The organism is Halorubellus litoreus, assembly GCF_037081675.1.
Taxonomy (GTDB): Archaea; Halobacteriota; Halobacteria; order Halobacteriales; family Natrialbaceae; genus Halorubellus; species Halorubellus litoreus.
In genome coordinates, this window is record NZ_JAZAQL010000001.1 from 104,463 (window position 1) to 129,245 (window position 24,783).

Here is a 24,783-nt window from a genome sequence, read left to right on the forward strand (position 1 = left end):
GCCGCGCTCTGCAAACCCCTTTAGGCGATGCCGGCCAAGGCCGGGGTATGACACGGGTGATTCACACGGGCGACACCCACGTCGGCTACCGCCAGTACCACTCGCCCGAGCGCCAGCGGGACTTCCTCGCGGCGTTCGAGCAGGTGGTGGCCGACGCCGTCGACGACGACGTCGACGCGGTCGTCCACGCCGGAGACCTCTTCCACGATAGACGACCCGGCCTCCGGGACCTCCAGGGAACCGTCGCCGCGTTGCGCGACCTCCGGGACGCCGGCATCCCGTTCCTCGCGGTCGTCGGGAACCACGAGGGGAAGCGCGACGGACAGTGGCTCGACCTCTTCGAGGACCTCGGGCTCGCCGAACGCCTCGGCGACGAACCGCGAGTCGTCGACGACACCGCGTTCTACGGGCTGGACTTCGTGCCGCGGTCGCGACGCGAGGACCTCGAGTACGAGTTCACCGAGCACGACGCGACGCACGCGGCGCTCGTCTCGCACGGGCTGTTCGAGCCGTTCGCGCACGCCGACTGGGACACCGACCGACTCCTCGACGAATCCACGGTCGCCTTCGACGCCGTCCTCCTCGGCGACAACCACGCGCCCGGCACCGAGCGCGTCCAGGACGCGTGGGTGACGTACTGTGGGTCGACCGAGCGTGCGAGCGCGAGCGAGCGCGACGACCGCGGCTACAACATCGTCACGTTCGACGCGGACGAGAAGACGAGCACGGACGAACCGAACTCCGACGCACTCGGCGAGGGCGTTGCCATCTCGCGACGGGGCCTGGATACGCGCGAGTTCGTGTTCGTGGACGTCGACCTCGAACCAGGTGAGGGCGCGGACCGCGTTCGCGAGGCCATCCGCCAGTACGACGCGACCGACGCCGTGGTCGTCGTCACCATCCGCGGCGACGGCGAGCCCGTGACGCCTGCACCCATCGAGGAGCTCGCGCTCGACGACGGCGCGCTCGTCGTTCGCGTGAACGACCGGCGGGACGTCACCGTCGACACGGAGACGAACGTCTCGTTCGCGGACCCCGACGAGGCGGTCCGCGAGCGCGTCCGCGACCTCGGACTGAGCGAGGCCGCGCGTGGGATCGACGAGACCGTCCGCGAGAGCGCGGTCGCGGACTCGAACGTCCGCGGCACCGTCGAAAAGCGCGTCCGGGACATCGTCGACGACGACGCCCTCGACGCGTTCGCCACCGCAGACGACGCGGCGAACGCCGACGACGACGAAACGGTCGGCGACCAAGCCACCGACGAATCGCTCGACGCCGCGGACGAGGCCACCGACGAATCGCTCGACGCCGCGGACGAGGCCACCGACGAATCGCTCGACGGGGACGACCAGTCGGCGGCGGTCGACGCCGCGGCCGCGGACGGCGGCGACGGCGAGGACCAGTCCTCGATGGGTGAGTTCCTGTGAGGTTCCAGCGGGTCGCCCTCGAGAACTTCAAGTGCTACGCGGACGCCGACCTCTCGCTCGAACCCGGCGTCACGGTCGTCCACGGCGTGAACGGGAGCGGGAAGTCCTCGCTCCTGGAGGCGTGCTTCTTCGCGCTCTACGGGAGCGCCGCCATCGACGGCACCCGGGAGAGCGTCATCCGAACCGGCGAGGACGAGACGGTCGTCGAACTCTGGTTCCGGCACGCCGGTGCCGAGTACCACCTCGAACGGTCGCTGAAGGACTACGGCGACCGCGTCAGTCACGACTGCCTGCTCGAAGGCCCCGACGACGAGACGTGGGAGGGCGCGACCGCGGTCGACGGCGCCATCGCGGACCTCCTGCGGATGGACGCGGACGCGTTCGTGAACTGCGCGTACGTCCAGCAGGGCGAGGTGAACAAGCTCATCCACGCCACCCCCAGCGAGCGACAGGACATGCTCGACGACCTCCTCCAGCTCGGGAAGCTAGAGGAGTACCGAGAGCGCGCGAGCGACGCGCGGTTGGCAGTACGAGACGTTCTTCGAGATGCAGAACAGACCTATGAAAATCGCAAATCGGACGTCGAGGAGAAGGAGGCGAAGGGCCTCCACGATCGGTTGAACGCGCTCGAATCCAAGCGCAACGAGACGACCGCGGAGATAGAGCGCCTGGAGGAGCAGGTGGAGACCGCGAAGGGGACGCGCGACGACGCGCAAGCCGTCCTGGACGAGCACGAGGAGAAACGCGAGGAGCTCGAGGCCATCGAGGACGACGTCGAGGAACTCCAGGCGAAGATCAGCGAGACCGAGCGCGAGCGCGACGACCTCAAGGAGCGCATCGCGGAGCGTCGGGAGGCCGCCGACGAGCACGAGACTGCAGTATCGGAGCACCTCGAGGCGTCGTCGCTCGACGCAGCGGCGGTGCGGAACGGAGACGGGACCGTCGACGTGGACGCGGTCGACGACGCGGTCGCGGCCCTCGAGGACGAGGTCGACGCGCTCCAGGAGCGCATCAACGAGCTGTCGGTCGACATCGGGTCGAAGACGGACGAGGCGGACCGGCTCGCGGAGCGCGCCGAGGAACTCGAGGCGGAGGCCGACACGAAGCGCGAGGAAGCCGAGTCGCTCGCCGACGACGTCGAGACGGCGGAGAACGAACTCGCGGACCGAGAGGCGAAGGTCGAGGATCTGGAGGACGACATCGCTGAGGAGCGGGCGGCGTTCGAGAACGCGCCCGTCGAGTTCGGCGACGCCGAGTCGCTCGTCGCGGAGCGCGAAGCCGAGCGCGACGACCTGCGCGAGGAGCGCGACGCGGTCCGGGCCGAGGTGGAGTCGCTCCGCGACCGCATCGAGGAAGGCGAGCGTCTCCTCGAGGAGGGGAAGTGCCCGGAGTGCGGGCAGTCCGTCGACGGGTCGCCGCACGTCGACTCGCTGGACGAGGACCGCGAGCGCCTCGACGCGAAAAAAGCGGAACTCGATGCGCTCGACGACGACCTCGAGAGCGTGGCGGACCGCATCGAGGCCGCCGAAGCGCTGCGGGAGCGCGAGCGCGAGGTGGCGTCGCTCGAGGACAACCTCGAGAACCTCCGACAGCTCCTCGACGAGAAGCGCTCGAGCGTCGCCGACAAGCGGGAACGCCGCGAGTCGCTACTCGAGGAAGCCGACGAGCGCGAGTCGGCTGCAGCCGAGAAGCGCGAGGCCGCGGCCGAAGCGCGCGACGACGCCGACGACCTGCGGAGCGACCTCGGGGAGGCCAACGGCGAGAAGACCCAGGCGAAAGCGCGCATCGAGACGCTCGAAGCGCTCCGGGAGGCGAGCGACGCGCTCGCGGATGCCCGCGAGGACGTCGAGCGACTCCGCGAGGAGCGCGCGAGCCTCGCCGAGTCGAACGAGGAGCGCCGCGAGTGGCTCGCGGAGAAACGCGAGCGCAAGCAGGAGCTCGAGGCCGCGGTCGACGAGTCCGTCGTCGAGGAGGCACGGGCGGAGAAGGACCGCGCCGAAAGATACATCGAGAAGGCCGCGTCCGAACTCGAGTCGCTCCGCGAGGAGCGGGACCAACTCCAGAACGACATCGGTGGCGTTCGCGGCGAGATCGAGGAACTCGAGTCGCTCCGCGAGAAGCGCGACGCCGCCCGCGAGCGCGTCGACGCCCTGGAGTCGCTGTACGACGAGACCCAGGACCTCCAGGAGATGTACGGCGAACTCCGCGCGGAACTCCGCCGGCAGAACGTCGAGACCCTCGAGCGGATGCTGAACGAGACGTTCGACCTCGTCTACCAGAACGACTCGTATTCGCACATCGAGCTATCGGGCGACTACGAGTTGACGGTCTACCAGAAGGACGGGGAGACCCTGGACCCCGACCAGCTCTCTGGCGGAGAACGCGCCTTGTTCAACCTGAGTCTGCGCTGTGCGATCTATCGCTTGCTCGCGGAGGGCGTCGAGGGGGCGGCGCCGATGCCGCCGCTCATCCTCGACGAGCCGACGGTCTTCCTCGACTCCGGGCACGTCACCCAGCTGTTGACGCTCGTGGAGACGATGCGCGTGGACTACGGCGTCGAACAGATCCTCGTCGTGAGTCACGACGAGGAACTCGTCGGTGCAGCCGACGAACTCGTGCACGTCCGGAAGGACTCGACGACGAACCGCTCCACGGTCGAGATCGGGGAGACGCCGACCGCGGACCTGCTCGCCGACGACTGACCGCGGACGCTGTTTTCGGCCCGAGGTGTACGTGGTCGTTAATCGCCTCCCAGTCCACGTCGCTCGCCGTCTCCGTTCGCGTCCGTCCTGAGGTGTGCGATGCCGTCGCGAGCGAGCGCGGTGGCGTCGTATCCGCGTTCGCCGTGGACGCGGGTCTCTTCGACGAGCCCGGCGGCGCGGAACTCGGTGAGGAGGCCGTGGAGGTCGCTCTCGCAGCGGTCGTAGTCGTCGAGGAGCGTCACCGCCGGGAGCGGCCCGCGGTCGGCGAGTTCGAGGAGGAGGCCGAGCGACTCGTCGTCGTGGACGGCGGTGAGGACGCGACGCGTCGCGAGCGGAACGCCGGTCGCTGCGGCCGCGAGCGCGGAGTCGCCGTCGAGTTCGGTGACGTCGCTGCGCGCGACGTAGCGCTCCTCGCCGGTCTCGGGGTCGGCGACGAGCAGCGAGTCACCGGACGCCTTCCGCACGATGAGCGTGGCGCCATCGGGACCTTCGACGGTACGCATACCCCGGGATTGGCTGGCGGGGCGGTTAGGCGTCACGGTCCCCGCGAACGCAGTCGGAGCAGGGTTCGGTCAGGGCGTGTGCTGGCGGTTCCGATACCTGTGGACGAGGAAGAGCCCGGCGAGTCCGCCGACGAGCAGTGCGAGCAATCCGAGGGGGACGTTCTCCTGGAAGCCGACGAGCATCGCGCCCAGCGAGAGCCCGAAGAGCGCGACGTTCGCGGCGAACACGAGCTCCCAGAACTCCGCGCGCAATCCCTCGGGGACGTCGTCCGTCGACGGTGCCTCGGGCGTGTCCGGCGTGGTGTCCGGGACCTCGGGTCGCGGGACGTTCTCCGCTGGATTCTGGAGGCCGTCGCGCGGGTCGGCGAGCGCGTCAGGCCCGCCGGCGAGTCGCGACTCGATGCCGTCCGCCTCCGCGTCCTCGCGCGCCGCCGACGCCGCCGCACTCTCGCCGCGGCGCTCGTCCGCGTCCTCGTCTCGCCCCGACGCGTCGCTCTTGGTCGCGGCTGCGTCGGCGGGTTCAGCGTCGCCGTCGGCGGGCGAATCCTCCTCGGTCGTCACTGTCGAAGATTCGATACAGGGCAGCAAAAGCGTGTTCGTTGGCGGTCGCGCGGTGTCAGGCTCGCTCTCGGAGCGAGCACGTCTCGTTGGCTTCCACCCACGCGAGCGGGTTCTCCGCGTCGTAGAATACGACGCCGTCGTTCGTCTCGTATGTCTCGATTGACCCCATCTCGTCTGCCTCGGGCTCACGGTCGTCGGCCTGCTGTTCGTCACCGTCTGGTGCGTGGTTGGTCAAGCCCGTTCACCTCCACCTGTGCCAAGAACTCACATACATAAAGGTCTTGTTGCCACCGCAATCCCACGACCCGCAAGACGGCGCGGGGATTAATCGGCGTCTACCGGGCGCGAGACGGCCGGGCTGAACGCACCTAATCAGGGTTCTTTTTACTGGGGGCCCCCGAGGGTGTGGACATGACAGATTCGGACGCCGGACAGATGTCGCTGACCGACGCGTTCTCCGGCGGCGACGACGGCGACCGGCCCGACGAGGAAGCACGGGCGATCGCCGACGACGTCTCCTCGGAGGCGTCCGTCGTCGACACCGACCGAGAGGGCCTCCCGGACGCCGACGGATACCTCGACGTCGCGGTCACGCAGGTCGACTACACCATCGAGGGTCGCGGCGAGAACGAGGAGCCCATCATCCACGTCTTCGGCCGCCGTCCCGACGACCAGACCGCCGTGCACGTGAAGGTGTACGGGTTCCAGCCGTACTTCTACGCGCCCGTCGAGAACATTTCGGACGAACGCATCGCGGATTTCGACGGCCTCACCGGGTACGAGCTCGCGGACGACGACGGCAACCCCTTCGAGAGCATCCGCGGGGACGAACTCGCGCGGATCTTCGGGCGGACGCCGCGGGACGTCGGGAACGTCCGCGACCACTTCGAGCACTACGAGGCGGACATCCTCTTCCCGAACCGCTTCCTCATCGACAAGGACGTCAAGAGCGGGCTGCGCGTCCCGAACGCGTGGAACGACGACGGCTCCGCCATCCGCGTCCACCACGAGGACGTCGAAGCGACGGACGCGACCGTGACGCCGCGCGTGAACACGTTCGACATCGAGGTCGACGACCGGAACGGCTTCCCCGAGGACGGCGAGGAGGAGATCGTCTGCCTGACGAGTCACGATTCGTATCGCGACGAGTACGTCTGCTGGCTCCAGGTCGCCGACGCCACGGGAGCGACGACGAGCACCGACGACCTCGACTACGACCCCATCCCCGACGAGATGGACTACCGCGTCGAGGTGTTCGAGGAGGAGGAAGCGATGCTCGCGGCGTTCCTCGACTACGTCACGGAGACGGACCCGGACGTGATGACGGGGTGGAACTTCGAGGACTTCGACGCGCCGTACTTCCTCGACCGCCTGGACGTCCTCCAGTCGCCGACGCACGACCACGACCTCGACGCGAACCGGCTGTCGCGCGTCAACGAGGTATGGCGGTCCGGCTGGGGTGGCCCGGACGTCAAGGGCCGCGTCGTCTTCGACCTCCTCTACGCGTACAAGAGCCGGCAGTTCACCGAACTCGACTCCTACCGGCTCGACGCAGTCGGCGAGACCGAACTCGACGTCGGGAAGGAACGCTACTCGGGGGACATCGGCGACCTCTGGGAGCAGGAACCGAAGCGACTCCTCGAGTACAACCTCCGGGACGTCGAGCTCTGCGTCGAGCTCGACCGCAAGCAGGACATCGTCGCGTTCTACGACGAGGTCCGGACGTTCGTCGGCTGCAAGCTCGAGGACGCCCCTACGGCGGGCGACACCGTCGACATGTACGTCCTCCACAAGGTCCACGGCGAGTTCGCGCTCCCCTCGAAGGGCCAACAGGAGAGCGAGGACTACGAGGGCGGCGCCGTCTTCGACCCCATCACGGGCGTCAAGGAGAACGTCACCGTGCTCGACCTCAAGAGCCTCTACCCGATGTGCATGGTGACCGTGAACGCGAGCCCGGAGACGAAGGTCGACCCCGACGCGTACGACGGCGACACGTACCGCGCGCCGAACGGGACGCACTTCCGCAAAGAACCGGACGGCATGATCCGCGAGATGGTCGACGAACTCCTCGGCGAACGCGAGGACAAGAAGGCGCTACGGAACGAGCACGAACCCGGCACCGTCGAGTACGAGACCTACGACCAGCAGCAAGCAGCTGTCAAGGTTATTATGAATTCTCTCTACGGCGTGCTTGGGTGGGACCGGTTCCGGCTGTACGACAAGGAGATGGGCGCTGCCGTCACTGCAACGGGGAGAGAGGTCATAGAGTTCACGGAGAGGTCTGCGAACGAGTTGGGGCATCATGTCGCATATGGCGACACTGACAGCGTCATGATAGAACTCGGGCCGGACGTCGGGACCGAGGAGGCCATCGAACAGTCCTTCGAGATAGAGGAGTACATCAACGCCTCGTACGACGACTTCGCACGCGACGAGCTCAACGTCGAACTCGACGCGGGCGAGGAACATCGCTTCCAGATCGAGTTCGAGAAGTTGTATCGGCGGTTCTTCCAGGCGGGGAAGAAGAAGCGATACGCGGGCCACATCGTCTGGAAGGAGGGGAAGGACGTGGACGACGTGGACATCACGGGGTTCGAGTACAAGCGCTCGGACATCGCGGCGGTGACGAAGGAGGTCCAGAAGGACGTCATCGAGCGCATCGTGTACGGGGAGGATCTGGAGAACATCCGGTCGTACGTGAGCGAGGTCATCGACGAGTTCCTCGCGGGCGAGTACAGTTACGACGAGATCGCGATTCCGGGTGGTATCGGGAAGAAGCTCGACAACTACGATACGGATACGGCGCAGGTTCGTGGGGCGAAGTACGCGAACCTCCTGTTCGGGACGAACTTCTCCAGTGGCTCGAAACCCAAGCGCCTGTACCTGGAGGGCGTGCATCCGTCGTACTTCGAGCGCGTCGAGGAGGAACTCGGGTTGGATCCGCGTGAGAATCCGCTCTACGGGGAGTTCAAGCGCGACCCGGACGTGATATGTTTCGAGTACGACGACCAGATTCCCGAGGAGTTCAGCGTGGACTACGAGAAGATGCTGGACAAGACGCTGAAGGGCCCGATTGCGCGGGTCATCGAGGCGCTGGGGATGTCGTGGGACGAGGTCAAGACCGGCCAGGAGCAGACGGGACTCGGTTCGTTCATGTAGCTGCGGGCGTCGAGGGTGCGGGTAGAGTGGCGTTCACTCGGTGAGCGTGGTCAGCAGTGGCGTGCGGTTCGGGCCGTCGGCGAAGGGTTGCTAGCCTTTCACGCACATCGTTTGTTTTTCGGGAAAGATTATTTCCCGCAGACAAAGCAGAACTGGTGGCGTTACGAAAGCTTGATGGGGCACACACCCTAGGCTACAGGTGATAAGAGGCTTCACTAATGGCACGACTCGAACTCAGTAACCTCCACGCGAAAGTGGCGGAGGACGACGGCGAGAAGATTCTCGACGGTGTCGACCTGGAAGTGTACTCCGGCGAGATTCACGCGCTCATGGGACCGAACGGGTCCGGGAAGTCCACGACCGCGAAGGTCATCGCGGGCCACCCGGCCTACGAGGTGACAGACGGCGAAGTGCTCCTGCACCTCGAAGAGGGTGACTTCGGCGAGGACTTCGAGATTCCGGAGGACAAGCGCACGTGGAACCTCCTCGAGCTCGAACCGAACGAGCGCGCGGCGCTCGGTATCTTCCTCGGCTTCCAGTACCCCGCGGAGATCGAGGGCGTCACGATGACGAACTTCCTCCGTACGGCGCTCAACGCGAAGCTCGAGGAGCGCGACGAGCTCTTCGAGGACGACGACGCGGACGAGGAGGAAGAGGAGGACGTCGGCTACGAGACGTCCCCGATGGAGGGTAACGTCGACGAGGGCGAGGTCGGCGTCGCCGAGTTCCAGGGCCTGCTCCAGGAGAAGATGGAGCAGCTCGACATGGACTCGAAGTTCGCGCAGCGGTACCTGAACGCGGGCTTCTCCGGCGGCGAGAAGAAGCAGAACGAGGTCCTGCAGGCCGCCATCCTCGAGCCGAGCATCGCGGTGCTCGACGAGATCGACTCCGGGCTCGACATCGATCGCCTCCAGGACGTCTCGCAGGGCATCAACGCGCTCCGCGACGAGCAGGGCACGGGCGTCCTCCAGATCACGCACTACCAGCGCATCCTCGACTACGTGGAGCCGGACAAGGTCCACATCATGCTCGACGGCCAGGTCGTCATGAGCGAGGGCCCCGAGCTCGCGGAGAAGCTCGAGGACGAGGGCTACGACTGGGTTCGCGAGCAGGTCTACGAGACTGCTTAACCGTCTGGCCCACCAAACAAGGATACATCAATCATGAGTTCAGATCAAGACCACCTGAAGGAGACCGACACCGAGGCTCGCTTCGAGTTCAAGAAGGAGGAGAAGTCCGCCTTCCAGACGGAGAAGGGCCTGACCGAGGAGACCATCCGTCTCATCTCGGAGGACAAGGACGAACCGGAGTGGATGTACGAGCGCCGTCTGCGTGCGCTCAAGCAGTTCCAGGAGATGCCGATGCCGACGGACTGGCCCGGCCAGCCCGACCTCTCTGAGGTCGACATCGACGAGATCGTGCCGTACATCCGGCCGGACATCGAGACGCGCGGCGGCGCGGAGAACTGGGAGGACCTCCCGGAGGAGATCCAGGACACGTTCGAGAAGCTCGGCATCCCCGAGGCCGAGCGCGAGGCCCTGAGCGGGGTCGGCGCGCAGTACGAGTCCGAGATCGTCTACCAGAACATGCAGGAGCGCTGGGAGGAGAAGGGCGTCATCTTCTGCGACATGGACAAGGCGGTCCAGGAGCACGAGGAGAAGGTCAAGGAGTACTTCATGACGAAGTGCGTGCCGCCGAGCGACAACAAGTTCGCGGCGCTGCACGGCGCGGTCTGGTCCGGTGGGTCGTTCGTCTACGTCCCCGAGGACACGACCGTCGAGATGCCGGTGCAGGCGTACTTCCGGATGAACTCCGAGGGGATGGGCCAGTTCGAGCACACGCTCATCATCGCGGAGGAGAACTCCGAGGTGCACTACATCGAGGGCTGTTCGGCGCCGAAGTACTCGGCGTTCAACCTCCACAGCGGCGGTGTGGAGGTCTTCGTCGGCGAGAACGCGCACGTTCAGTACTCGACCGTGCAGAACTGGTCGAAGAACACGTACAACCTGAACACGAAGCGCGCTATCGTCGAATCCGAGGGGACGATGGAGTGGGTGTCCGGGTCGATGGGGTCGAAGGCGACGATGCTGTACCCCGCGACGATCCTGAAGGGTCGTGGCGCGACGGACAACCACATCACGATCGCGTTCGCTGGCGAAGGGCAGGACATCGACACGGGCGCGAAGGTCTACCACAACGCGCCGGACACGAAGTCGACGATCGAGTCGAAGTCCATCAGCAAGGACGGCGGCCGCACGAACTACCGCGGGCTCGTCCACATCTCTGATGGTGCGGAGAACTCCTCCACGTCCGTCGAGTGCGACGCGCTGATGTTCGACAACGAGTCGACGTCGGACACGATGCCGTACATGGAGATCCAGGAGTCGAAGGTCGACGTCGCCCACGAGGCGACCGTCGGCAAGATCGGCGACGAGGACGTCTTCTACCTCCAGTCGCGCGGACTGGACGACGACGACGCCAAGCAGATGATCGTCGCCGGCTTCATCGAACCGATCACGGAGGAACTGCCGATCGAGTACGCGGTCGAACTGAACCGCCTCATCGAACTCGAGATGGAGGGTAGCCTCGGGTAACTCCCGGGAGGAGACAATGAGTACGCAGGTACACGCGAACCTCACACGAGAGCAGGTGGAACAGATCTCCGCGGACCTCGACGAGCCGGAGTGGCTCACCGAGACCCGCGTCGAAGCGCTCGAGGCGCTCGACGACCTCGACATGCCGGACGTCATCCGGACGCCGGGTCGTGACTGGACGAACCTTCACGCGCTCGACTTCGAGACGCTCGTCGACCCGCTGAACGCGGCCCAGGACAAGGACCGCGTGAGCGACGAGGGGATCGAAGTGCTGGAGTGGAGCGAGGCGCTCGCCGAGCACGGCGACCTCGTCCGCGAGCACTTCGCGAGCGTCGTCGACCCCGAGGAGAACTACCTCACGGCGCTGTCGACGGCGCTGTTCTCCGCGGGCACCGTCATCTACGTTCCGGAGGGCGTGGACGCGGAGGACGTGAAGATCCGGACCGCGATGAACTCGCGGTCGCTGTTCAACTACACGCTCGTCGTCACCGAGGAATCCTCCTCGGTCACGATCCTCGAACGCCAGAGCACGGGCGAGGACGTCGAGGGCGCGCGCTACTACAGCGGTATCGTCGAGGTCGTCGCTGGCGAGAACTCTCGCGTGCAGTACGGTGCGCTCCAGAATCTCGACGAGGAGACGTACAACTACACGCTGAAGCGCGGGCACGCCGGGACGTACGCGACGGTCGACTGGATCGAGGGCAACATCGGCTCGCGCCTCACGAAGTCCAGCGTCGAGACGTACCTGAAGGGTGATTCCTCGGAGACGAAGACCGTCGGTGCGTTCTTCGGGCACGACGACCAGCACATCGACATCGCGGCGCGCGTCTGGCATCAGGGCGAGCACACGACCGCGGACCTCGTGACGCGTGGCGTCCTCGACGATGAGGCGCGCTCGGTGTACGAGGGCGTGCAGGACGTCGGAACGGACGCGTGGGACACGAGCTCGTACCAGCGCGAGAACACGCTCATGCTCTCCGACGAGAGCGAGGCGGACGCGAGCCCGAAGCTCATCATCAACAACCACGACACCGAAGCGAGTCACTCCGCGACGGTCGGGCAGGTCGACGAGCAGGACCTGTTCTACATGACGTCGCGCGGCGTGCACCCGCAGGTCGCGAAGAACATGCTCGTCGAGGGCTTCTTCGTGCCGGTGCTCGACGAGGTCGACGTGGACGAACTCCGCGACGACCTCGAGGAGCTCGTCGCCGAGCGCCTCCGCGAGTAGACGTACGCGGCGAGTCCCGGGAGACAGCTGTCGACTTCGCACTCGAAGCATCGACGCCTCGATGCGTTCGGGGTCGTTCCGCTGTCGAGGTGTTTCTCTTTGCTGTTCTTTCGCACACCGCCGAAAGCGTGAGGTGTGGCGTTCACGTCCGTCATCGTATGTCAGATACCGACTGCGTCTTCTGCGATATCGTCGCCGGTGACGCGCACGCGCTCGTGGTGGACGAGACCGCGGAGACGCTCGCGTTCTCACCGCTGGACCCGTTTGCACCCGGGCACGTCCTCGTGATTCCGAAAGCCCACCACGAGTCGCTGTTCGACGTCCCCGCGGACGCGCTCGCGGACGTCACCGAGCACGCTCGCGTGCTCGCCCGAGAGCTCTGCGGCGGCGAACGCGGGTTCGACGGCGCGAACCTCTTCAACGACAGCACGTCCTACCAGTCCGTCCCGCACCTCCACCTCCACGTCGTCGGTCGACGCGCCGACGACCCCGACCTCTTCCCGGAGACGGAGTACGACGGCGACCGCGAGGACGCACACGCCGCCGTCACCGCAGCACTCGAAGCCGACGGAGACCGCGACTCGGCGGAACGCGAGAGGGAGAGCGTTAAGTGACCGGCTCCCGGACGTGGGTGTATGAGTTTGGGACAGCGCATCACCGACGACCACCAGCTCGCGCGCCTCCTCCAGATCGGCGTCGTGCTGGAGGAGGTCGTCGAATCCCGCGCACACCACCACCTCGATTCCTTCGACGCCGGCGACCGGGACCCAGCGGTCGAGGCGTTACTGGAGGAGGCCGCCGAGGAGTCCGCGGCCCACCGCGACCGACTGGAGGCACTCGTCTCGGACCTGAACGCGGAGACGGTTCCCTACGAGGAGATCAACGCACTCGTCGAAGCGCAGTACGCCCAGACCGCCCCGGAGGACTTCGACGACCTGCTGTACGACCAGTTGTGTAACGAGGAGACCGCGTACAAGTTCTACGACGACCTCATCGAGGCGATCGAGGCGAGCGACACCGAGTTCAGTATCGACCGCGAGCGCGTCCTGGGCGTGCTCGCCGAGATTCGCGAGGAGGAAGCCGAGGGCGTCGAGGAGGTCACGGAACTGATGGAGGCCCACCAATGAATACCGCAGAACAGTACCTGAAAGCGATCTATCTGGCGCAACGCATCGAGGACGGCCCGGCGGCGACGGGAATGCTCGCGGACATGCTGGAGGTGTCGCCCGCGAGCGTCAACGAGATGATCGGGAAGCTCGAGGACCGCGAGCTCGTCGACCACGAGAAGTACAAGGGCGCGACGCTCACCGACGAGGGCATCCGGCGTGCCGAGGACGCCCTCCAGACGTACTGTATCATCGAGCGCTTCCTCGCGAACGTCCTCGAGGTGGAGGACTTCCGCGGTGAGGCGACCGCGCTCGAAGCCGTCATCGACGACACGGTCGCCGAACGCCTGGATACGATCATCGACCGGCGCAGCGAGTGCCCGGATTGCTTCGACGCGGACGCGGACAAGTGCGAGTACCTCACGGTGCCCGCGGACCCCGCGGACTGACCGTCTGTCCCTGTTCCACCGGCGAGACCTTACTGTACCTGTTCGACGAGCCAGTCGACGTGCGTCTCGAGCATCCGTCGACCACCAGGGGTGAGGTCGTAGACGTCGTGAACGCCTTCTTGCTCCACCTCGACGTGGCCGGCGTCGACGAGGGCGTCGAGCGCGCCGTAGAACGTCTTCGGTTCGATGTGCTCGTCGTAGTGCGCTTCGAGTGCGGTCTTGAGTTGCTGGCCGCGGCGCGGCTCGCTAGCCAGGAGCGCGAGGACGTCGCGACGCATCCCGCTCTGGACGTACTTCGTCATGCCACTCGGTACGCTTGCGTCGCCCGTGGGCGTTGCGGTCCGCGTTCGCTCGCCGACCCCGAGAGTCCCCGCGGTTCGACTCCGGGACCGCTGGGGTTTCGTACCCGTGGACCGAACGCTCTCGCATGACCGACGACGCTGCTGTCGACGAGGAGACCGAAGCGACCGCGAACGGTATCACGGCGCGGTACTCGCTGACCGACAGCGAGCGCGTGCTCGAGTTCGAGCGCGACGGGACGAGGGCGGTCGTCGCGCAGAACCGCGACGGGTACGCGATGCTGAAGGTTCGGACGGGCGTCGACGGCGACGAACTGGAGCGCTACTACGGGTTCGACATGGCGCTCGACCACGTCGCCGAACGCCTCGGCGTGCGCGAGCACGACCTCCCGATTCCGGACGCGAGCGCCGACATGGGTATGTAGCCGCGAGCGAGCAAACCGGCTGCGGCCGATACTCGACGTCAGGCGGCGACGGCGTACACCATCAGGAGCCCGAAGTAGAGGAGGATGAGCGCGACGGCGGCCTTCAGACGATAGCGGCGTATCTCCGCGTTCTCCGCGAGGTACGCGGCCTCGAAGGCTTCCTCCTCGCCGGGCGTGCAGACGTCGTAGTGCTGGAGGCCGACGTGAAGGGCGACGCGGTCCTCGCGGGTGAACGGCCGCTCGCAGTACGGACACTCGTGGGCGGTCGCGTCCGCCGGGACGCTCGTCGCCACGCGTCCCTCGGTGTCGGTCGCTGGTGCGTCGGTCGCGTCGACGTCCGTCTGTGGTGGCGTCATGGGCTTAGAGGAACGGAGGGGTGACGGTCGGTTGTGAGACGATCCAGAGGCTGAGCGTGGTGTACGCGATCATGACGGCGACGAACGCGTACTGCGCGCGCACCGCCTGGAGGCGTTCGGGGAACAGTTCGAACCCGATGGCGTGCGCGACCCAGACCGCGAGCAGGTGCCCGACGAGGATGGCGGTGATGGCGATACCGCCGAAGAACGACGGGAGGACGAACAGCTGCGGGGCCGGCGGTGCGGTCGGGGCGGCCAGCGCCGAGGCGAGCGGGAGCGACAGCGACACGAAGAACCCGAGGTAGTGCGCGAGGTGGTAGCCCGCGGCGATGGCGAGCAACGGTGGCGCGAACCGGCGCGCGAGCTCGTCGACGGCGACGAACGTGTCGCCGGTCCGGCGGCCGCTCCGGGCCGCCCACCGGTAGACGGCGACGAACGCGAGGTATCCGAGTGCGTACGCGATCGCGTACACGAGGACGCCCGGAACGCCCGGGGCGTGAACCGCTTCCGCGATGGACCGCCAGGCGGGCGTGGCGACGAACCCGTCGTACGTCGTCGCGAACACGAGCGCGACGACGAACGCGACGCCCCCGGCGTCAGCGAACGGCCCACCAGCGGTCGCGTCCGCGTCCGACGCACTCGGACCGTCCGCACGGCGACCCGTCTCACCGGTGGCGTCGACGAGTCCGGCGCCCGGCATGCGGAGGACGACGCCGTCGTCGGTCCGCGCGAGCGGTGCGACGCGACCGTAGTGGTCGAACGCTCGCGCGACCGGGTCCGCGGTCGCGAACCAGTCGTCGACGCCGAACGTGACCGCACCCGTAACCGTCAGAGCGCCGTAACCGGCGACCGCCGCGGCGAGCAGCCCGGGGTCCTCCGCGAGCGGTAACGCCACCTCCACGAACACGAGCGCGAGCAGGCCGACGACCGCCGGCCACGCCCCCCAGTGACCGGGGTACTCGCGGTCGAGCGACGGGAGCGCTCGTGCGATCGTCCGGAACGGGTCGAGTGCCGGCCACGTGTTCCCGACGAGGTACAGCGACATCACGTAGCCCGCCCACCAGCCGACCCAGACCAGGAGGATGGCGAGGTTCTGCTGGGGGTCCGCGGGCGCGACGTCGACCGCCGCACCGAACCCGAACGCGAGCACGGCGAGCAGGCCGAGGAGGCCGACCAGTGGCGCGACGACCGCTCGGAGCACGCGCGGGACCGCGGCGAGCACGCGTGCGTGGTCGTGACTTCGACGAACGAACGTCCGGTCGGTGGCGAACGTCGCCAGGAGGAACGACGCGCCGACGACGCCGCCACCGGTCGCGAGGAACAACCACGTCGGTATCGACAGGGACCCCGCGGACTCACGGAGCGCCGCACCGTGCGCGCTGACCGTACCGGTTGCGAGAACGAGGGCGACGACTATCGAGACGAGACGACGAACGCGAGTCATGGCGGACCGACTCAGATGGCGGTCGCGCCGATGTAGATCGCTGCGACGAGGAAGATCCAGACGACGTCCACGAAGTGCCAGTACAGCGCCGCCGTCTTCAGGGAGACGTGCCGTTCAGCGGAGTACTGCCCGCGGAGGCCGCGCACGAACACGATACCGAGGAGGACCGCGCCGAGCGTGACGTGCAGGCCGTGCAGGCCCGTCAGCGCGTAGAACGCGCTCGCGAACGGGTTCGAGTAGACGACCTCACCGCCGGCGATAGCGGCCGGCGTGAAGTTCTTCACGGCGAGGAACTCGTAGTACTCGTACACCTGCCCCCCGATGAAGATGACGCCCATGAGGAGCGTGGCGCCCAGCAGCGCGATGAAGCGCTTCCGGTTCCCGTTCCGGAGCGCCACCTCGCTGAAGTGCAGGACGAAACTGCTCGCGATCAGGAGGAGCGTGTTGAAGATGACGAGGCTCCCGAAGATGTCCGGGATCTCACCGAGGCCGCCAGCCTGGATGAAGAAGAAGTAGATGAACCCGGCGCTGAACGTCGCGATCTCGCTCCCGAGGAACGCGTACATCCCCCAGACGAGCTTGGATTCGCTCTGTTCGGACTTGTGGCGCTCCCAGAAGCTCGCGACGAACCCGTGGTAGAGCCAGCCGAGGATCCCGAACACGAACAGCCCGATGCTCCCGATGCTGACCGCGGCCGCGGTTCCCATGGTGATTCCGAAGCCGCCGCGGGCGGCGAGGAGGAACAGTGCTGCCCCGACGTAGATACCGGAGCCGCCGATGGCGGTGACGAACGGCCACCAGGAGGCCTCCCCGAACCCGCGCGGGAAGTCCTCCACGGCCGGCAGGTGGCCGCCGTGTCCGTGGTCGCCTGCATCTTCCGTTGCTGTCATAGACGACGCTTGCAAGTCCACTACTAAAAATCCATCCAAGCGCCCGCGCCGGAGCCGACAGGTCGACGCGGCCACCGTCGGCGCGGGACGCGCTGCGAGCGCGCGCCGGTCGGTGGACTGATTGGCGCCCGCCCGGAACGCGATGGCCGTGCGAGACCCAAGCGACCGCGCTCCCGGAGACGGTTCGTTGCGGCCACGACCGTGGACGCACCCTGGCGACGAGGACGTCGTGGTGCGCCCGTTCGCGTACGTCCACGACGACCCGGTGCTCGTCGAACTCCCCGACCGGGAGGTCTGGCTCGGGAACGTCCACGCGGCCGACGTGACGCGACACGACCGGTCGTTCGAGCACGTGCTCTCGCTCACGCGCGAGCGACAGCCGGCGACGACCCACCATCACCCGTTCGCGGACGACCGCGACCACGACGCCGCCGCGTTCCGCGCGGCCGTCGACACCGCCAGAGGCCTCCTCGACACCGACGACGACGTCCTCGTGCACTGCAAGGCAGGTGTCTCTCGGAGCGCGGCCGTCCTCGCGACAGCGCTCGCCGCCAGCGACGACCAGTCGTTCGGGGACGCACTCGACGTCGTCCAGCGCGCACGCCCGGTCGCCACCCCGCATCCGGCGCTCGTCACGACCGCCGTCACCTACCTCGCAGCGACCCACGACGACTGACGCTCGCTAGCGCCACCGCTCGCGGGCGCTGATTCGACGTCGAGAAGCGTCGAGAGATGACGTGAAGAGAAGCGGAGCGAACAGCAGCGGAACGAAGAGACGCGAGAACAGCGACGTGGTTCGAGTCCGTCAGGCCGCGCGCGCGGCGAGCGCACCAGTCGACCCGTCGACGTCCGGTGCCGCGACCGACGCGGTACCGTCGCCCGCGTCACTCGCGGACACCGACGAACTCGAGTTCCCGTCCGGGTTCCACTCGCAGGTCTCCTCCTGCGCGTTCCAGGTCTTGTTCGTCGTCTCCGCACAGATAGCGGATATCTCGTCGAGCATCGCCTGCCGGTCCTCCACGACCTGCACCTCGAACATCATCCCGGAGTGCCCGGTCCCACAGTACTCCGCGCAGTACCCCTGGTAGGTCCCCGTCTGCGTCGCCGTCGTCTTCATCCACGCGACCTTCCCGGGGACGGCGTCGTGCTTCAGGCCGAGCGACGGCACGTGGAACGCGTGCAGCCAGTCGTCGGTTGTCAGACTGAAGTACGTCGCCTGTCCCTTCGCGAGGTAGAGGGGCTGCTGGGTGGCGTCCGTCGTCACGTTGTACTCGGGGTAACTGAACGTCCACCCGTACCGGTACGCGGTGACGTTCACCTGCTCCTCGGTGTCAGCCGATATCTCGGGGTCGTCGGGCGTGATGACGGAGTCGTCCGCCATCGTGATGCTCGCGGAGATACCGACGAACAGGAGGACCGCGGCGGTCGCGATCGTCCACGTGATCTCCAGGCGGCGGTTCTCTCGCGTCGGCTTCGCCTCGTCCTGGTCCTTGTACTTGAATACCGTGTAGATGAGGACCGCTTCGACGAGGACGGTGATCGGGATGGCGACGACGAGGAGTTTCTCGTTGAGGCTCGTGATAGCCGCGTCCGAACTCGACGCCTGCGCCGCGACGGGCTGGGCGGCGAGCGCGAGGCCGGCGAGGGCGGCGAGCAGCCTCGATGTGATCCGCTCTCTATCCATGTATACCGGTGCTTTGGATTTCGGGGTTAAATATGTGGCTAATGCCCCCCGAGGGGGCGAAAGCGGCGGGTTGAAATACGCGGAGTCCGACTGTTCGGCTAGTGACTCGACGGTATCCGACACCGGTCGGTTCGCACGGCCGGTTCAGTGGGTTGCTCGCCGCGACCGCGATCGGCGTGTATCTGCTGGTTGTCGTGGGGGCGACGACGACGCTGACGGACGCGGCGGCGTCGTGCCCGACGTGGCCGGCGTGTAACGGCCAGTTCCTGCCGTCGTTCTCGGACCCGCTGCTGGTGGTGGCGTGGGGGCATCGCGTCGTCGCGCTCGTCGTCGCCGCGCTGGTGGTTGCGTCCGCTGTGGTCGCGTGGGTGGGCGAGGCGACGACTCGCGTCCGCGCGCTCCTGTCGGTTGCCGCGGTGACGTACCTCGTGCAGGTCGGAGTCGGTGCGGTGGCGGCGACGTCGGGGACGCCGACGACGCTGTCGGCGGTCCACCTCGTGCTGGGCGTGTTCATCTTCGGGGTCGTCATGCTCGCGCTCTCGTGGACGTTGGAGACGGAGACGGCGAGCGACGACGACTGGGAGGCGATGGACGACCCCGAGCCCGTCGCGGTCGACGACGGTGACCGTCCGCCGGTGCCGTCGGCGTTCGTGGCGCGCGCGAAAGCGACTGTCCTGGCGTACGTTCGGATGACGAAGCCGCGACTGATGTGGTTGCTGTGTCTCGTCGCGGCCGCGGGGATGGCGCTCGGGTCGACCGTCGAGGGGGCGGCGGGCGGGAGTGCACTGACCGTGGAGACGGTGCTGTTCACGCTCGGCGGTGGCGTGCTCTCCATCGGGTCGTCGGGGACGTTCAATCACGTCCTGGAGCGCGACGTCGACGAGAAGATGGAGCGCACCGCGGACCGCCCGCTCGCCGCCGACCTGATTCCGGTGTCGCACGCGCTCGCGTTCGGCGTCGTGCTCGGGGTGGCGTCACTCGCGTTGTTCGCGAGCGTGAACCTCCTCGTCGCCGTCCTCGGGTTGACCGCGATCGTGTTCTACAGTATCGTGTACACGCTCGTCCTGAAACCGAACTTCGTGTCGAACACGGTCATCGGTGGGGCCGCGGGCGCGCTCCCGGCGCTCATCGGGTGGGCGGCGGTGACGGGCGGCCTCGGGATTCCGGGCGTGATGCTCGCGGTCGTCATCTTCCTGTGGACGCCCGCGCACTTCTACAACCTCGCGCTGGCGTACAAGGAGGATTACGCCCGCGGCGGGTTCCCGATGATGCCGGTCGTGGAGGGCGAGGCGCCGACGCGCAAGCACATCCTCTGGTACATCGCGGCGACGCTCGTGAGCGCGGGCGTGCTCGCGGTCGTCGCGGACCTCGGGCTCCTGTACGCGGTGACGAGTGCGACGCTCGGCGGCGTCTTCGTGTACTTCGCGGTCCAACTGCACTACGAGCAGTCGGAGGCGGCGGCGTTCCGGGCGTTCCACGCGTCGAACGCGTACCTCGGCGCGCTCCTGCTCGCCGTGGTCGTGGATGCGCTGGTGCTGTAAGATGACGCGGCTCGTTCCGGGAACCGACCGGTGGCGACGCCGGCGAGGGCGATGAACGCCGAGCGCGTCGCTCGGGTCCTGCCGGGTATCCGGGGGTTGTCCCTCGGGCTGGCGGTCGTCACCGCGGAGGTGCTCGTGTTGGGGCTGCATCTCGCGTCGTCCACGGCGACCTATACTGACCCGCTCGCGCTCGCGTACCCGTTCGTCTGGGTGAACGCCGCGTTGCTCGGGGTGTGGTTCGCGGACGTCCCGGATGCTGTCGGTCGTCGACGACTCGCCGCGGGCGTGGTCGCGGGCGGCTACCTCCTCGTGCTCGCGTACTTCGGTGGCGTGCTCTCCCCGGGATACGGCCTCGTCGGTGGCGCGGACACGGCGTCGCCGGGCTGGTACGTCTCCTCGGGGCTGCCGCCGGGGTACGGGCCGGCGGCGGTGTACGAGAGCGCGCTCGCGACCGTCGTTCTCGTACCGTACAAGCTCGCGGGGTACGCGACGCTCGCGTACCTCGTGTACGGGACCGTCGTCGATGCCGTCCGTACCGGCGTCGCGGGCGTTCTCGGGCTGCTGTCGTGCGTGTCGTGCTCGTGGCCGGTGCTCGCGGCGCTCGTCTCCGGGGTCGCCGGGAGCGGGTCCGCGGTCGCTGCGGCGACGATGGACCAGTCGCTGGGGTTGTCGACGGTCGTGTTCGTCGTCACGGTCGCGCTCCTGGCGTGGCGGCCGACGTTCGGGTGACCGGGCGAGCGGCCAGTCGGGACGAACGCCCAGGTGCCGTGTCCGCGCGCGCTCGCGGAGGGTGGCGAATGTTGACAGCGTCCGTCATGCTTAGGTGTCGTGGTCGCTTTCGCCGCAGTACATGGTCGCACAGACGATGGATCGAGTTCCACACGAGCAGTTCTAGAACGATTCTCCTGACTGGAGGTGAGCGGACGTGTCGGTGACCGAGACCACCGAGCGACGGCTGTCTCGGACCGGCGTGGACGCGCTGGCGGTCAAGCCCGCGGAGTGCGACGTCTCGCGCGCACTCGACGTGGACGTCGACGCGGTGACGGTAGACTACGAGGGCCGCGAGCACGTGCCCGATGCGAGCGTGCTCCGCGAGCTCGCGGACGCGAAGACGCTGCGGGTGACGACGCCGGTTCGCGCGAGCGGGTTCGACCCGACGGGCGATAGCTCGCTCGACGACGCGCTCCCCGCTGACGTGGGGCGCGTGCTCGTCGCGGGCCACGGCGCGTACCTCGACGACGAAGAGCAGTCCCGGAGCGTCGCCGACCGCCTGGGCGCGGCGGTCTCGAAGCACCCCGAGGCGTGGGTCGGGACGGAGTCCGTCGAGCGCGTGGCGCTCGCGACGGGCGCGACGCAGTTCGAACTCCTGTCGCGGTCGACGCATCGGGACGTTCGCGCGCTCCGCGCGGCCGGGTTCGACGGCGAGGTGGCGGTGTACGCGCCGACGGTCCTGACCGACGACGAGGACGCGGTCCTGGACTCGGTCGGTGCGTACGCCGCCCGTCGCGGCCCCGTCCGGCGCGCGCTCCCCGACCCCGCGGACGGGCGCGACGCCGTCGCGACGGACGCGTCGGCGTCGGGACGCGCCCGCGAGGTGCTCTCGAAGGCGGTGCGGGACTACGCGCTCGTCGGGGACGTCGCGACGGTCCGCGAGCGCGTGGACGCGCTCCACGACGTCGGCGTCGACCACGTCGTCGCCTATCCCGCTCGCGGCCTCGAACACGTCGCCTGACCGGTAAACGATTGCTCGCGGTCCCCGTCGGGGCGCGGCGACACCGAGCGTTTTTCGGCACCACCGCTCCCAGCCGTGCGTATGGAACTCGCGACGCACACGACGACGACGGCCGCCGACGCGTTCGAGGACGTCGAGGTGGCGGTGCTGCCGACGGGGAGCGTCGAACAGCACGGGCCGGCGCTCCCGCTCGGCACGGACCTCTACTCGGCGACGGCGGTGGCCGAAGCAGTCGGCGACCGCGACGACGTCGCGCGCTGCCCGCCGATTCCGGTCGGGGTGAGCGCGCACCATCGACAGTTCCACGGGACGCTGTCGGTGACGCCCGAGACGTTCGAGGACTACGCGTACGACGTGGTGGCGAGTCTCGCCGAGCACGGCGTCCGGAAGGCCGTGTTCGCGAACGGCCACGGGGGGAACGTCGACGCGCTGACGCGAGCGGCGCGACGCCTCCGCGAGCACGACGTGGCGTTCGCGACGCCGTGGAACTGGTGGTCGAACCTCGACGGCCTGGAGGGCGAGCTGTTCGACGTCGACGGCATCACGCACGCCGACGCGATGGAGACGAGCATGATGCTGTACCTGACCGAGCACGTCCGCGAGGACGCCCTGGAGGACGCGGAGGCGGGAGCGTCGGACGCGTGGGGCGAGACGGTGCACGGTGCGCCCGTCGGGTTCGACACCGCGGACTTCTCGGAGTCGGGCGCGGTCGGCGAGCCGACGAAGGGGAGCGTCGAGGCGGGCGAGGCGCTGTTCGAAAAGGCCACCGAGGAGCTCGACGCGCTCTGCGACTGGCTCACCGCACAGGACTTCGCGGACCTCGCCCCGGAGGCGCACCGATGACCAGAGACGTCGCGGTGCTCGGTGCGGGCGCGCTCGGCGCGACGGTCGCGTTCGACCTCGCGTTCGCGGGCGAGGACGCGGACGGCGAGGACGTGTCGGTGACGCTGTTCGAGGCGGGGAGCGTCGCGGACGGCTCCACGGGCCGCGCCGCGGGCGTGTGCTACAACGCGTTCGCGGAGGACGTCGACGCCGAACTCGGCGCGCGCGCCATCGAGCGCTTCCGGACGTTCGACGAGGTCGGCGAGTTCGAGTTCCACGAGTCGCCGTACGTGTGGCTGGCTCGCGAGGGCGACGACGACCGCGAGCACGCCATCCGAGAGCAGCTCCCGCGCATGCAACAGCACGGCGTCACCGCGGTGCGGATGGAGCGCGACGAGTTCGCCGAGCGGTTCCCGAGCGTCCGGAGCGACGACGTCGCGGTCGCCGCGGTCGCTGGGGCGGCCGGCTACACGACGCCGGCGTCGTACGCGCGGACGCTCGCGGTGCTCGCGAAGCGCCAGGGCGCGGACCTGCGCCAGCAGACGCCCGCGAGCGTCGACACCGACCCGCTCGCGGTGAACGGCGAGGCGTTCGACGACGTGGTCGTCGCAACCGGCGCGCACACCAAGCAGGTGCTCGCCGACGCGGGCTATAGCATCGCGATGAAGCCGTACCGCGTGCAGGCGGCGACGTACGCGACCGAGTACGACGGCCCGATGGTCTACGACGCCACGGACGGGTTCTACTTCAGGCCGCACGCCGACGGCCTCCTGGTCGGGAACGGCACCGAGGAGCGAGAGGCCGACCCCGACGACTACGACGAGGACGCGAACGACGGGTTCGCCGAGTCCCTCCAGGCGCGCGCGAGCGAGCGGACCGCGGCCATCGAGGACGCGCGAATCACGGACGCGTGGGCGGGGCTGTGCACGGCGACGCCTGACCGTGACCCGCTCGTCGGCGCGCTCGACGACGGCCTCTACGTCGGCACCGGCTTCCAGGGCCACGGCTTCATGCGCGCCCCAGCCATCGGCGAATCGCTCGCAGAACAAGTTCTCGGCGAGGCCGACGGCATCGAGCCATTCGACCCCACGCGCTTCACGGGCGACGAAGAGTTCGACGTCGTCGAGGGGATGCTCGTCGACGACCGATAGCGGCCCGCGAGGAAGACGCTACTTCTCTGCGTCCTCGACCGCGTCCGCATCGCTATCTGATTCGTCAGCCTCCGCATCCACCTCTTCGCCCTCCGCAGCGTCGCTCTCGTCGTCGGGCGTCGCTATCTCGACGGTGCCGGCGCTCGCGTCCCGCTCGCCCGCGGTGGGTTCGCGCTTGGGGACGCGGACCTCGAGCGTACCGTTCGCGCGGAGCGTCGCCGTGGACGCGTCGGCGTCCACGAGCGCGTCCGCGGGGAGGTCGGCGCGGCCGTCGAGACTCATGCCGCGGCCGGGGACGCGCATCTCGTGGTCGTCGTAGAACTCGCGGAACCGGTCTATCTGGACCTCGACCGCGTCGTCGACGTACCGCACCTGGACGTCCGTCTGCGCGACCCCTGGGGCGTCGAACACGACGAGGTACGCGTCGTCGCTCTCGAGAACGTCCGCGGGCAGCGGCTTCGACTCCTGGACGCGGCTCGCGGCACGGCCGACGGTCTCCAGGACGCGGTTCCCGACCGAGCGCGACACCTCGCCGAAGTTCATACCTCGATCTCCTCCAGGCAGTCCGTGCCGCCGCACAGCGGGCACGCGAGGTCCCCGACGGTGTGGTCGTCCGCGATGTCGTACGTGTAGTGATTCTCGAACATGTCGAGCTCGCAACCGTCGCTCGTGCAGCGGACCTCCTTCGTGGCGGGCATACTGGTCCGTTG

At 68.1% G+C, this 24,783-nt stretch carries 26 protein-coding genes; 16 read left to right on the plus strand and 10 right to left on the minus strand.

All coding sequences use genetic code 11. The annotated features are described in order from the left end of the window. Positions 1–47: 47 nt before the first annotated feature. Positions 48–1,427, plus strand: a complete 1,380-nt coding sequence (mre11, locus tag VYJ16_RS00555) for a DNA double-strand break repair protein Mre11 (protein WP_336348374.1) — start codon at positions 48–50, stop codon at positions 1,425–1,427. Beyond that, complete coding sequence (gene rad50, locus VYJ16_RS00560; RefSeq protein WP_336348375.1) at positions 1,424–4,129, plus strand: DNA double-strand break repair ATPase Rad50; 2,706 nt, start codon at positions 1,424–1,426, stop codon at positions 4,127–4,129. The genes mre11 and rad50 overlap by 4 nt, the downstream gene beginning before the upstream one ends. A gap of 38 nt (positions 4,130–4,167) precedes the next feature. On the opposite strand, the gene VYJ16_RS00565 is transcribed toward rad50, so the two are convergent. The 3 genes from VYJ16_RS00565 to VYJ16_RS00575 all read right to left on the minus strand — a co-directional run bounded on the left by VYJ16_RS00565 (position 4,168) and on the right by VYJ16_RS00575 (position 5,428). Beyond that, on the minus strand, positions 4,168–4,632 hold the full coding sequence (locus VYJ16_RS00565) for a DUF7346 family protein (protein ID WP_336348376.1): 465 nt from the start codon (positions 4,630–4,632) through the stop codon (positions 4,168–4,170). Positions 4,633–4,701: 69 nt separating this feature from the next. Continuing rightward, positions 4,702–5,193 carry a DUF7322 domain-containing protein gene (locus VYJ16_RS00570; protein WP_336348377.1) on the minus strand — a complete coding sequence of 164 codons (492 nt, stop codon included), beginning with the start codon at positions 5,191–5,193 and terminating at the stop codon, positions 4,702–4,704. 55 nt (positions 5,194–5,248) lie between these two features. Then, positions 5,249–5,428 carry a DUF7331 family protein gene (locus VYJ16_RS00575; RefSeq protein ID WP_336348378.1) on the minus strand — a complete coding sequence of 60 codons (180 nt, stop codon included), beginning with the start codon at positions 5,426–5,428 and terminating at the stop codon, positions 5,249–5,251. 176 nt (positions 5,429–5,604) lie between these two features. Here VYJ16_RS00575 and VYJ16_RS00580 point away from each other — a divergent pair, with 176 nt between their 5' ends. From VYJ16_RS00580 to VYJ16_RS00610, 7 genes are all read left to right on the plus strand, one after another. Continuing rightward, entirely contained in the window at positions 5,605–8,352 is a 2,748-nt protein-coding gene (locus VYJ16_RS00580; protein ID WP_336348379.1) for a DNA-directed DNA polymerase, read from the plus strand. 218 nt (positions 8,353–8,570) lie between these two features. Next, positions 8,571–9,482, plus strand: coding sequence for an ABC transporter ATP-binding protein (locus VYJ16_RS00585; RefSeq protein ID WP_336348380.1), 912 nt, complete (start codon positions 8,571–8,573; stop codon positions 9,480–9,482). Positions 9,483–9,515: 33 nt separating this feature from the next. After that, positions 9,516–10,946, plus strand: coding sequence for a Fe-S cluster assembly protein SufB (gene sufB / locus VYJ16_RS00590; RefSeq protein WP_336348381.1), 1,431 nt, complete (start codon positions 9,516–9,518; stop codon positions 10,944–10,946). 16 nt (positions 10,947–10,962) lie between these two features. After that, complete coding sequence (gene sufD / locus VYJ16_RS00595) at positions 10,963–12,174, plus strand: Fe-S cluster assembly protein SufD (protein ID WP_336348382.1); 1,212 nt, start codon at positions 10,963–10,965, stop codon at positions 12,172–12,174. 158 nt (positions 12,175–12,332) lie between these two features. Beyond that, the gene (locus tag VYJ16_RS00600; RefSeq protein ID WP_336348383.1) at positions 12,333–12,788 is read left to right on the plus strand and encodes an HIT family protein; all 456 of its coding nucleotides are present in this window, start codon (positions 12,333–12,335) and stop codon (positions 12,786–12,788) included. 21 nt (positions 12,789–12,809) lie between these two features. Next, positions 12,810–13,301 (plus strand): ferritin-like domain-containing protein, encoded by a 492-nt coding sequence (locus VYJ16_RS00605; protein WP_336348384.1) that lies wholly within the window; start codon positions 12,810–12,812, stop codon positions 13,299–13,301. Further along, on the plus strand, positions 13,298–13,729 hold the full coding sequence (locus VYJ16_RS00610) for a metal-dependent transcriptional regulator (RefSeq protein ID WP_336348385.1): 432 nt from the start codon (positions 13,298–13,300) through the stop codon (positions 13,727–13,729). The genes VYJ16_RS00605 and VYJ16_RS00610 overlap by 4 nt, the downstream gene beginning before the upstream one ends. Before the next feature lie 29 nt (positions 13,730–13,758). On the opposite strand, the gene VYJ16_RS00615 is transcribed toward VYJ16_RS00610, so the two are convergent. Beyond that, positions 13,759–14,031 (minus strand): PadR family transcriptional regulator, encoded by a 273-nt coding sequence (locus VYJ16_RS00615; RefSeq protein ID WP_336348386.1) that lies wholly within the window; start codon positions 14,029–14,031, stop codon positions 13,759–13,761. Positions 14,032–14,156: 125 nt separating this feature from the next. On the opposite strand from VYJ16_RS00615, the gene VYJ16_RS00620 reads away from it, so the two are divergent. Continuing rightward, complete coding sequence (locus VYJ16_RS00620) at positions 14,157–14,453, plus strand: DUF7111 family protein (protein WP_336348387.1); 297 nt, start codon at positions 14,157–14,159, stop codon at positions 14,451–14,453. Positions 14,454–14,491: 38 nt separating this feature from the next. Here VYJ16_RS00620 and VYJ16_RS00625 read toward each other — a convergent pair whose 3' ends face one another. The 3 genes from VYJ16_RS00625 to VYJ16_RS00635 are packed head-to-tail and all read right to left on the minus strand — an operon-like array spanning position 14,492 to position 17,143. Then, positions 14,492–14,809: a DUF7410 domain-containing protein gene (locus tag VYJ16_RS00625; RefSeq protein ID WP_336348388.1), complete on the minus strand. Its 318-nt coding sequence runs from the start codon at positions 14,807–14,809 to the stop codon at positions 14,492–14,494. Positions 14,810–14,813: 4 nt separating this feature from the next. Further along, complete coding sequence (locus VYJ16_RS00630; protein ID WP_336348389.1) at positions 14,814–16,253, minus strand: hypothetical protein; 1,440 nt, start codon at positions 16,251–16,253, stop codon at positions 14,814–14,816. 11 nt (positions 16,254–16,264) lie between these two features. Then, positions 16,265–17,143 (minus strand): cytochrome c oxidase subunit 3, encoded by an 879-nt coding sequence (locus tag VYJ16_RS00635; protein ID WP_336348390.1) that lies wholly within the window; start codon positions 17,141–17,143, stop codon positions 16,265–16,267. 187 nt (positions 17,144–17,330) lie between these two features. Here VYJ16_RS00635 and VYJ16_RS00640 point away from each other — a divergent pair, with 187 nt between their 5' ends. Next, positions 17,331–17,819 carry a dual specificity protein phosphatase family protein gene (locus VYJ16_RS00640; RefSeq protein ID WP_336348391.1) on the plus strand — a complete coding sequence of 163 codons (489 nt, stop codon included), beginning with the start codon at positions 17,331–17,333 and terminating at the stop codon, positions 17,817–17,819. Positions 17,820–17,948: 129 nt separating this feature from the next. Here VYJ16_RS00640 and coxB read toward each other — a convergent pair whose 3' ends face one another. Beyond that, a complete protein-coding gene (gene coxB / locus VYJ16_RS00645; protein ID WP_336348392.1) occupies positions 17,949–18,827 on the minus strand; it encodes a cytochrome c oxidase subunit II in 879 nt (292 codons plus the stop codon). Positions 18,828–18,928: 101 nt separating this feature from the next. Between coxB and cyoE the strand changes: the two genes are divergently transcribed. The 5 genes from cyoE to VYJ16_RS00670 all read left to right on the plus strand — a co-directional run bounded on the left by cyoE (position 18,929) and on the right by VYJ16_RS00670 (position 24,073). Next, positions 18,929–20,368 (plus strand): heme o synthase, encoded by a 1,440-nt coding sequence (gene cyoE, locus VYJ16_RS00650; protein ID WP_336348393.1) that lies wholly within the window; start codon positions 18,929–18,931, stop codon positions 20,366–20,368. A 51-nt stretch (positions 20,369–20,419) separates the two neighbouring features. Beyond that, positions 20,420–21,097 (plus strand): DUF7546 family protein, encoded by a 678-nt coding sequence (locus VYJ16_RS00655; protein ID WP_336348394.1) that lies wholly within the window; start codon positions 20,420–20,422, stop codon positions 21,095–21,097. 202 nt (positions 21,098–21,299) lie between these two features. Further along, positions 21,300–22,100 carry a DUF7388 family protein gene (locus tag VYJ16_RS00660; RefSeq protein WP_336348395.1) on the plus strand — a complete coding sequence of 267 codons (801 nt, stop codon included), beginning with the start codon at positions 21,300–21,302 and terminating at the stop codon, positions 22,098–22,100. Positions 22,101–22,181: 81 nt separating this feature from the next. Then, the gene (locus VYJ16_RS00665) at positions 22,182–22,943 is read left to right on the plus strand and encodes a creatininase family protein (RefSeq protein WP_336348396.1); all 762 of its coding nucleotides are present in this window, start codon (positions 22,182–22,184) and stop codon (positions 22,941–22,943) included. Then, entirely contained in the window at positions 22,940–24,073 is a 1,134-nt protein-coding gene (locus VYJ16_RS00670) for an NAD(P)/FAD-dependent oxidoreductase (protein ID WP_336348397.1), read from the plus strand. Before VYJ16_RS00665 ends, VYJ16_RS00670 begins: the two co-directional genes overlap by 4 nt. Positions 24,074–24,091: 18 nt before the next feature. On the opposite strand, the gene VYJ16_RS00675 is transcribed toward VYJ16_RS00670, so the two are convergent. Both VYJ16_RS00675 and VYJ16_RS00680 read right to left on the minus strand, forming a co-directional pair. Further along, positions 24,092–24,616, minus strand: a complete 525-nt coding sequence (locus VYJ16_RS00675) for an Hsp20/alpha crystallin family protein (RefSeq protein ID WP_336348398.1) — start codon at positions 24,614–24,616, stop codon at positions 24,092–24,094. Beyond that, positions 24,613–24,771, minus strand: a complete 159-nt coding sequence (locus VYJ16_RS00680) for a DUF7559 family protein (protein ID WP_336348399.1) — start codon at positions 24,769–24,771, stop codon at positions 24,613–24,615. Before VYJ16_RS00680 ends, VYJ16_RS00675 begins: the two co-directional genes overlap by 4 nt. Positions 24,772–24,783 lie beyond the last annotated feature (12 nt).

What these genes read in the sequence shown, in the direction of transcription:
- sufB (WP_336348381.1), top strand. Translation starts at nt 9,516, where the DNA reads ATGAGTTCAGATCAAGACCACCTGAAGGAGACCGACACCGAGGCTCGC.
- sufD (WP_336348382.1), top strand. Translation starts at nt 10,963, where the DNA reads ATGAGTACGCAGGTACACGCGAACCTCACACGAGAGCAGGTGGAACAG.
- VYJ16_RS00585 (WP_336348380.1), top strand. Translation starts at nt 8,571, where the DNA reads ATGGCACGACTCGAACTCAGTAACCTCCACGCGAAAGTGGCGGAGGAC.
- mre11 (WP_336348374.1), top strand. Translation starts at nt 48, where the DNA reads ATGACACGGGTGATTCACACGGGCGACACCCACGTCGGCTACCGCCAG.
- VYJ16_RS00565 (WP_336348376.1), bottom strand. Translation starts at nt 4,632, where the DNA reads ATGCGTACCGTCGAAGGTCCCGATGGCGCCACGCTCATCGTGCGGAAG.
- VYJ16_RS00615 (WP_336348386.1), bottom strand. Translation starts at nt 14,031, where the DNA reads ATGACGAAGTACGTCCAGAGCGGGATGCGTCGCGACGTCCTCGCGCTC.
- VYJ16_RS00655 (WP_336348394.1), top strand. Translation starts at nt 20,420, where the DNA reads ATGAACGCCGAGCGCGTCGCTCGGGTCCTGCCGGGTATCCGGGGGTTG.
- VYJ16_RS00670 (WP_336348397.1), top strand. Translation starts at nt 22,940, where the DNA reads ATGACCAGAGACGTCGCGGTGCTCGGTGCGGGCGCGCTCGGCGCGACG.
- VYJ16_RS00665 (WP_336348396.1), top strand. Translation starts at nt 22,182, where the DNA reads ATGGAACTCGCGACGCACACGACGACGACGGCCGCCGACGCGTTCGAG.
- VYJ16_RS00680 (WP_336348399.1), bottom strand. Translation starts at nt 24,771, where the DNA reads ATGCCCGCCACGAAGGAGGTCCGCTGCACGAGCGACGGTTGCGAGCTC.
- coxB (WP_336348392.1), bottom strand. Translation starts at nt 18,827, where the DNA reads ATGGATAGAGAGCGGATCACATCGAGGCTGCTCGCCGCCCTCGCCGGC.
- VYJ16_RS00675 (WP_336348398.1), bottom strand. Translation starts at nt 24,616, where the DNA reads ATGAACTTCGGCGAGGTGTCGCGCTCGGTCGGGAACCGCGTCCTGGAG.
- VYJ16_RS00625 (WP_336348388.1), bottom strand. Translation starts at nt 14,809, where the DNA reads ATGACGCCACCACAGACGGACGTCGACGCGACCGACGCACCAGCGACC.
- VYJ16_RS00600 (WP_336348383.1), top strand. Translation starts at nt 12,333, where the DNA reads ATGTCAGATACCGACTGCGTCTTCTGCGATATCGTCGCCGGTGACGCG.
- VYJ16_RS00630 (WP_336348389.1), bottom strand. Translation starts at nt 16,253, where the DNA reads ATGACTCGCGTTCGTCGTCTCGTCTCGATAGTCGTCGCCCTCGTTCTC.
- VYJ16_RS00635 (WP_336348390.1), bottom strand. Translation starts at nt 17,143, where the DNA reads ATGACAGCAACGGAAGATGCAGGCGACCACGGACACGGCGGCCACCTG.
- VYJ16_RS00610 (WP_336348385.1), top strand. Translation starts at nt 13,298, where the DNA reads ATGAATACCGCAGAACAGTACCTGAAAGCGATCTATCTGGCGCAACGC.
- VYJ16_RS00620 (WP_336348387.1), top strand. Translation starts at nt 14,157, where the DNA reads ATGACCGACGACGCTGCTGTCGACGAGGAGACCGAAGCGACCGCGAAC.
- VYJ16_RS00605 (WP_336348384.1), top strand. Translation starts at nt 12,810, where the DNA reads ATGAGTTTGGGACAGCGCATCACCGACGACCACCAGCTCGCGCGCCTC.
- VYJ16_RS00580 (WP_336348379.1), top strand. Translation starts at nt 5,605, where the DNA reads ATGACAGATTCGGACGCCGGACAGATGTCGCTGACCGACGCGTTCTCC.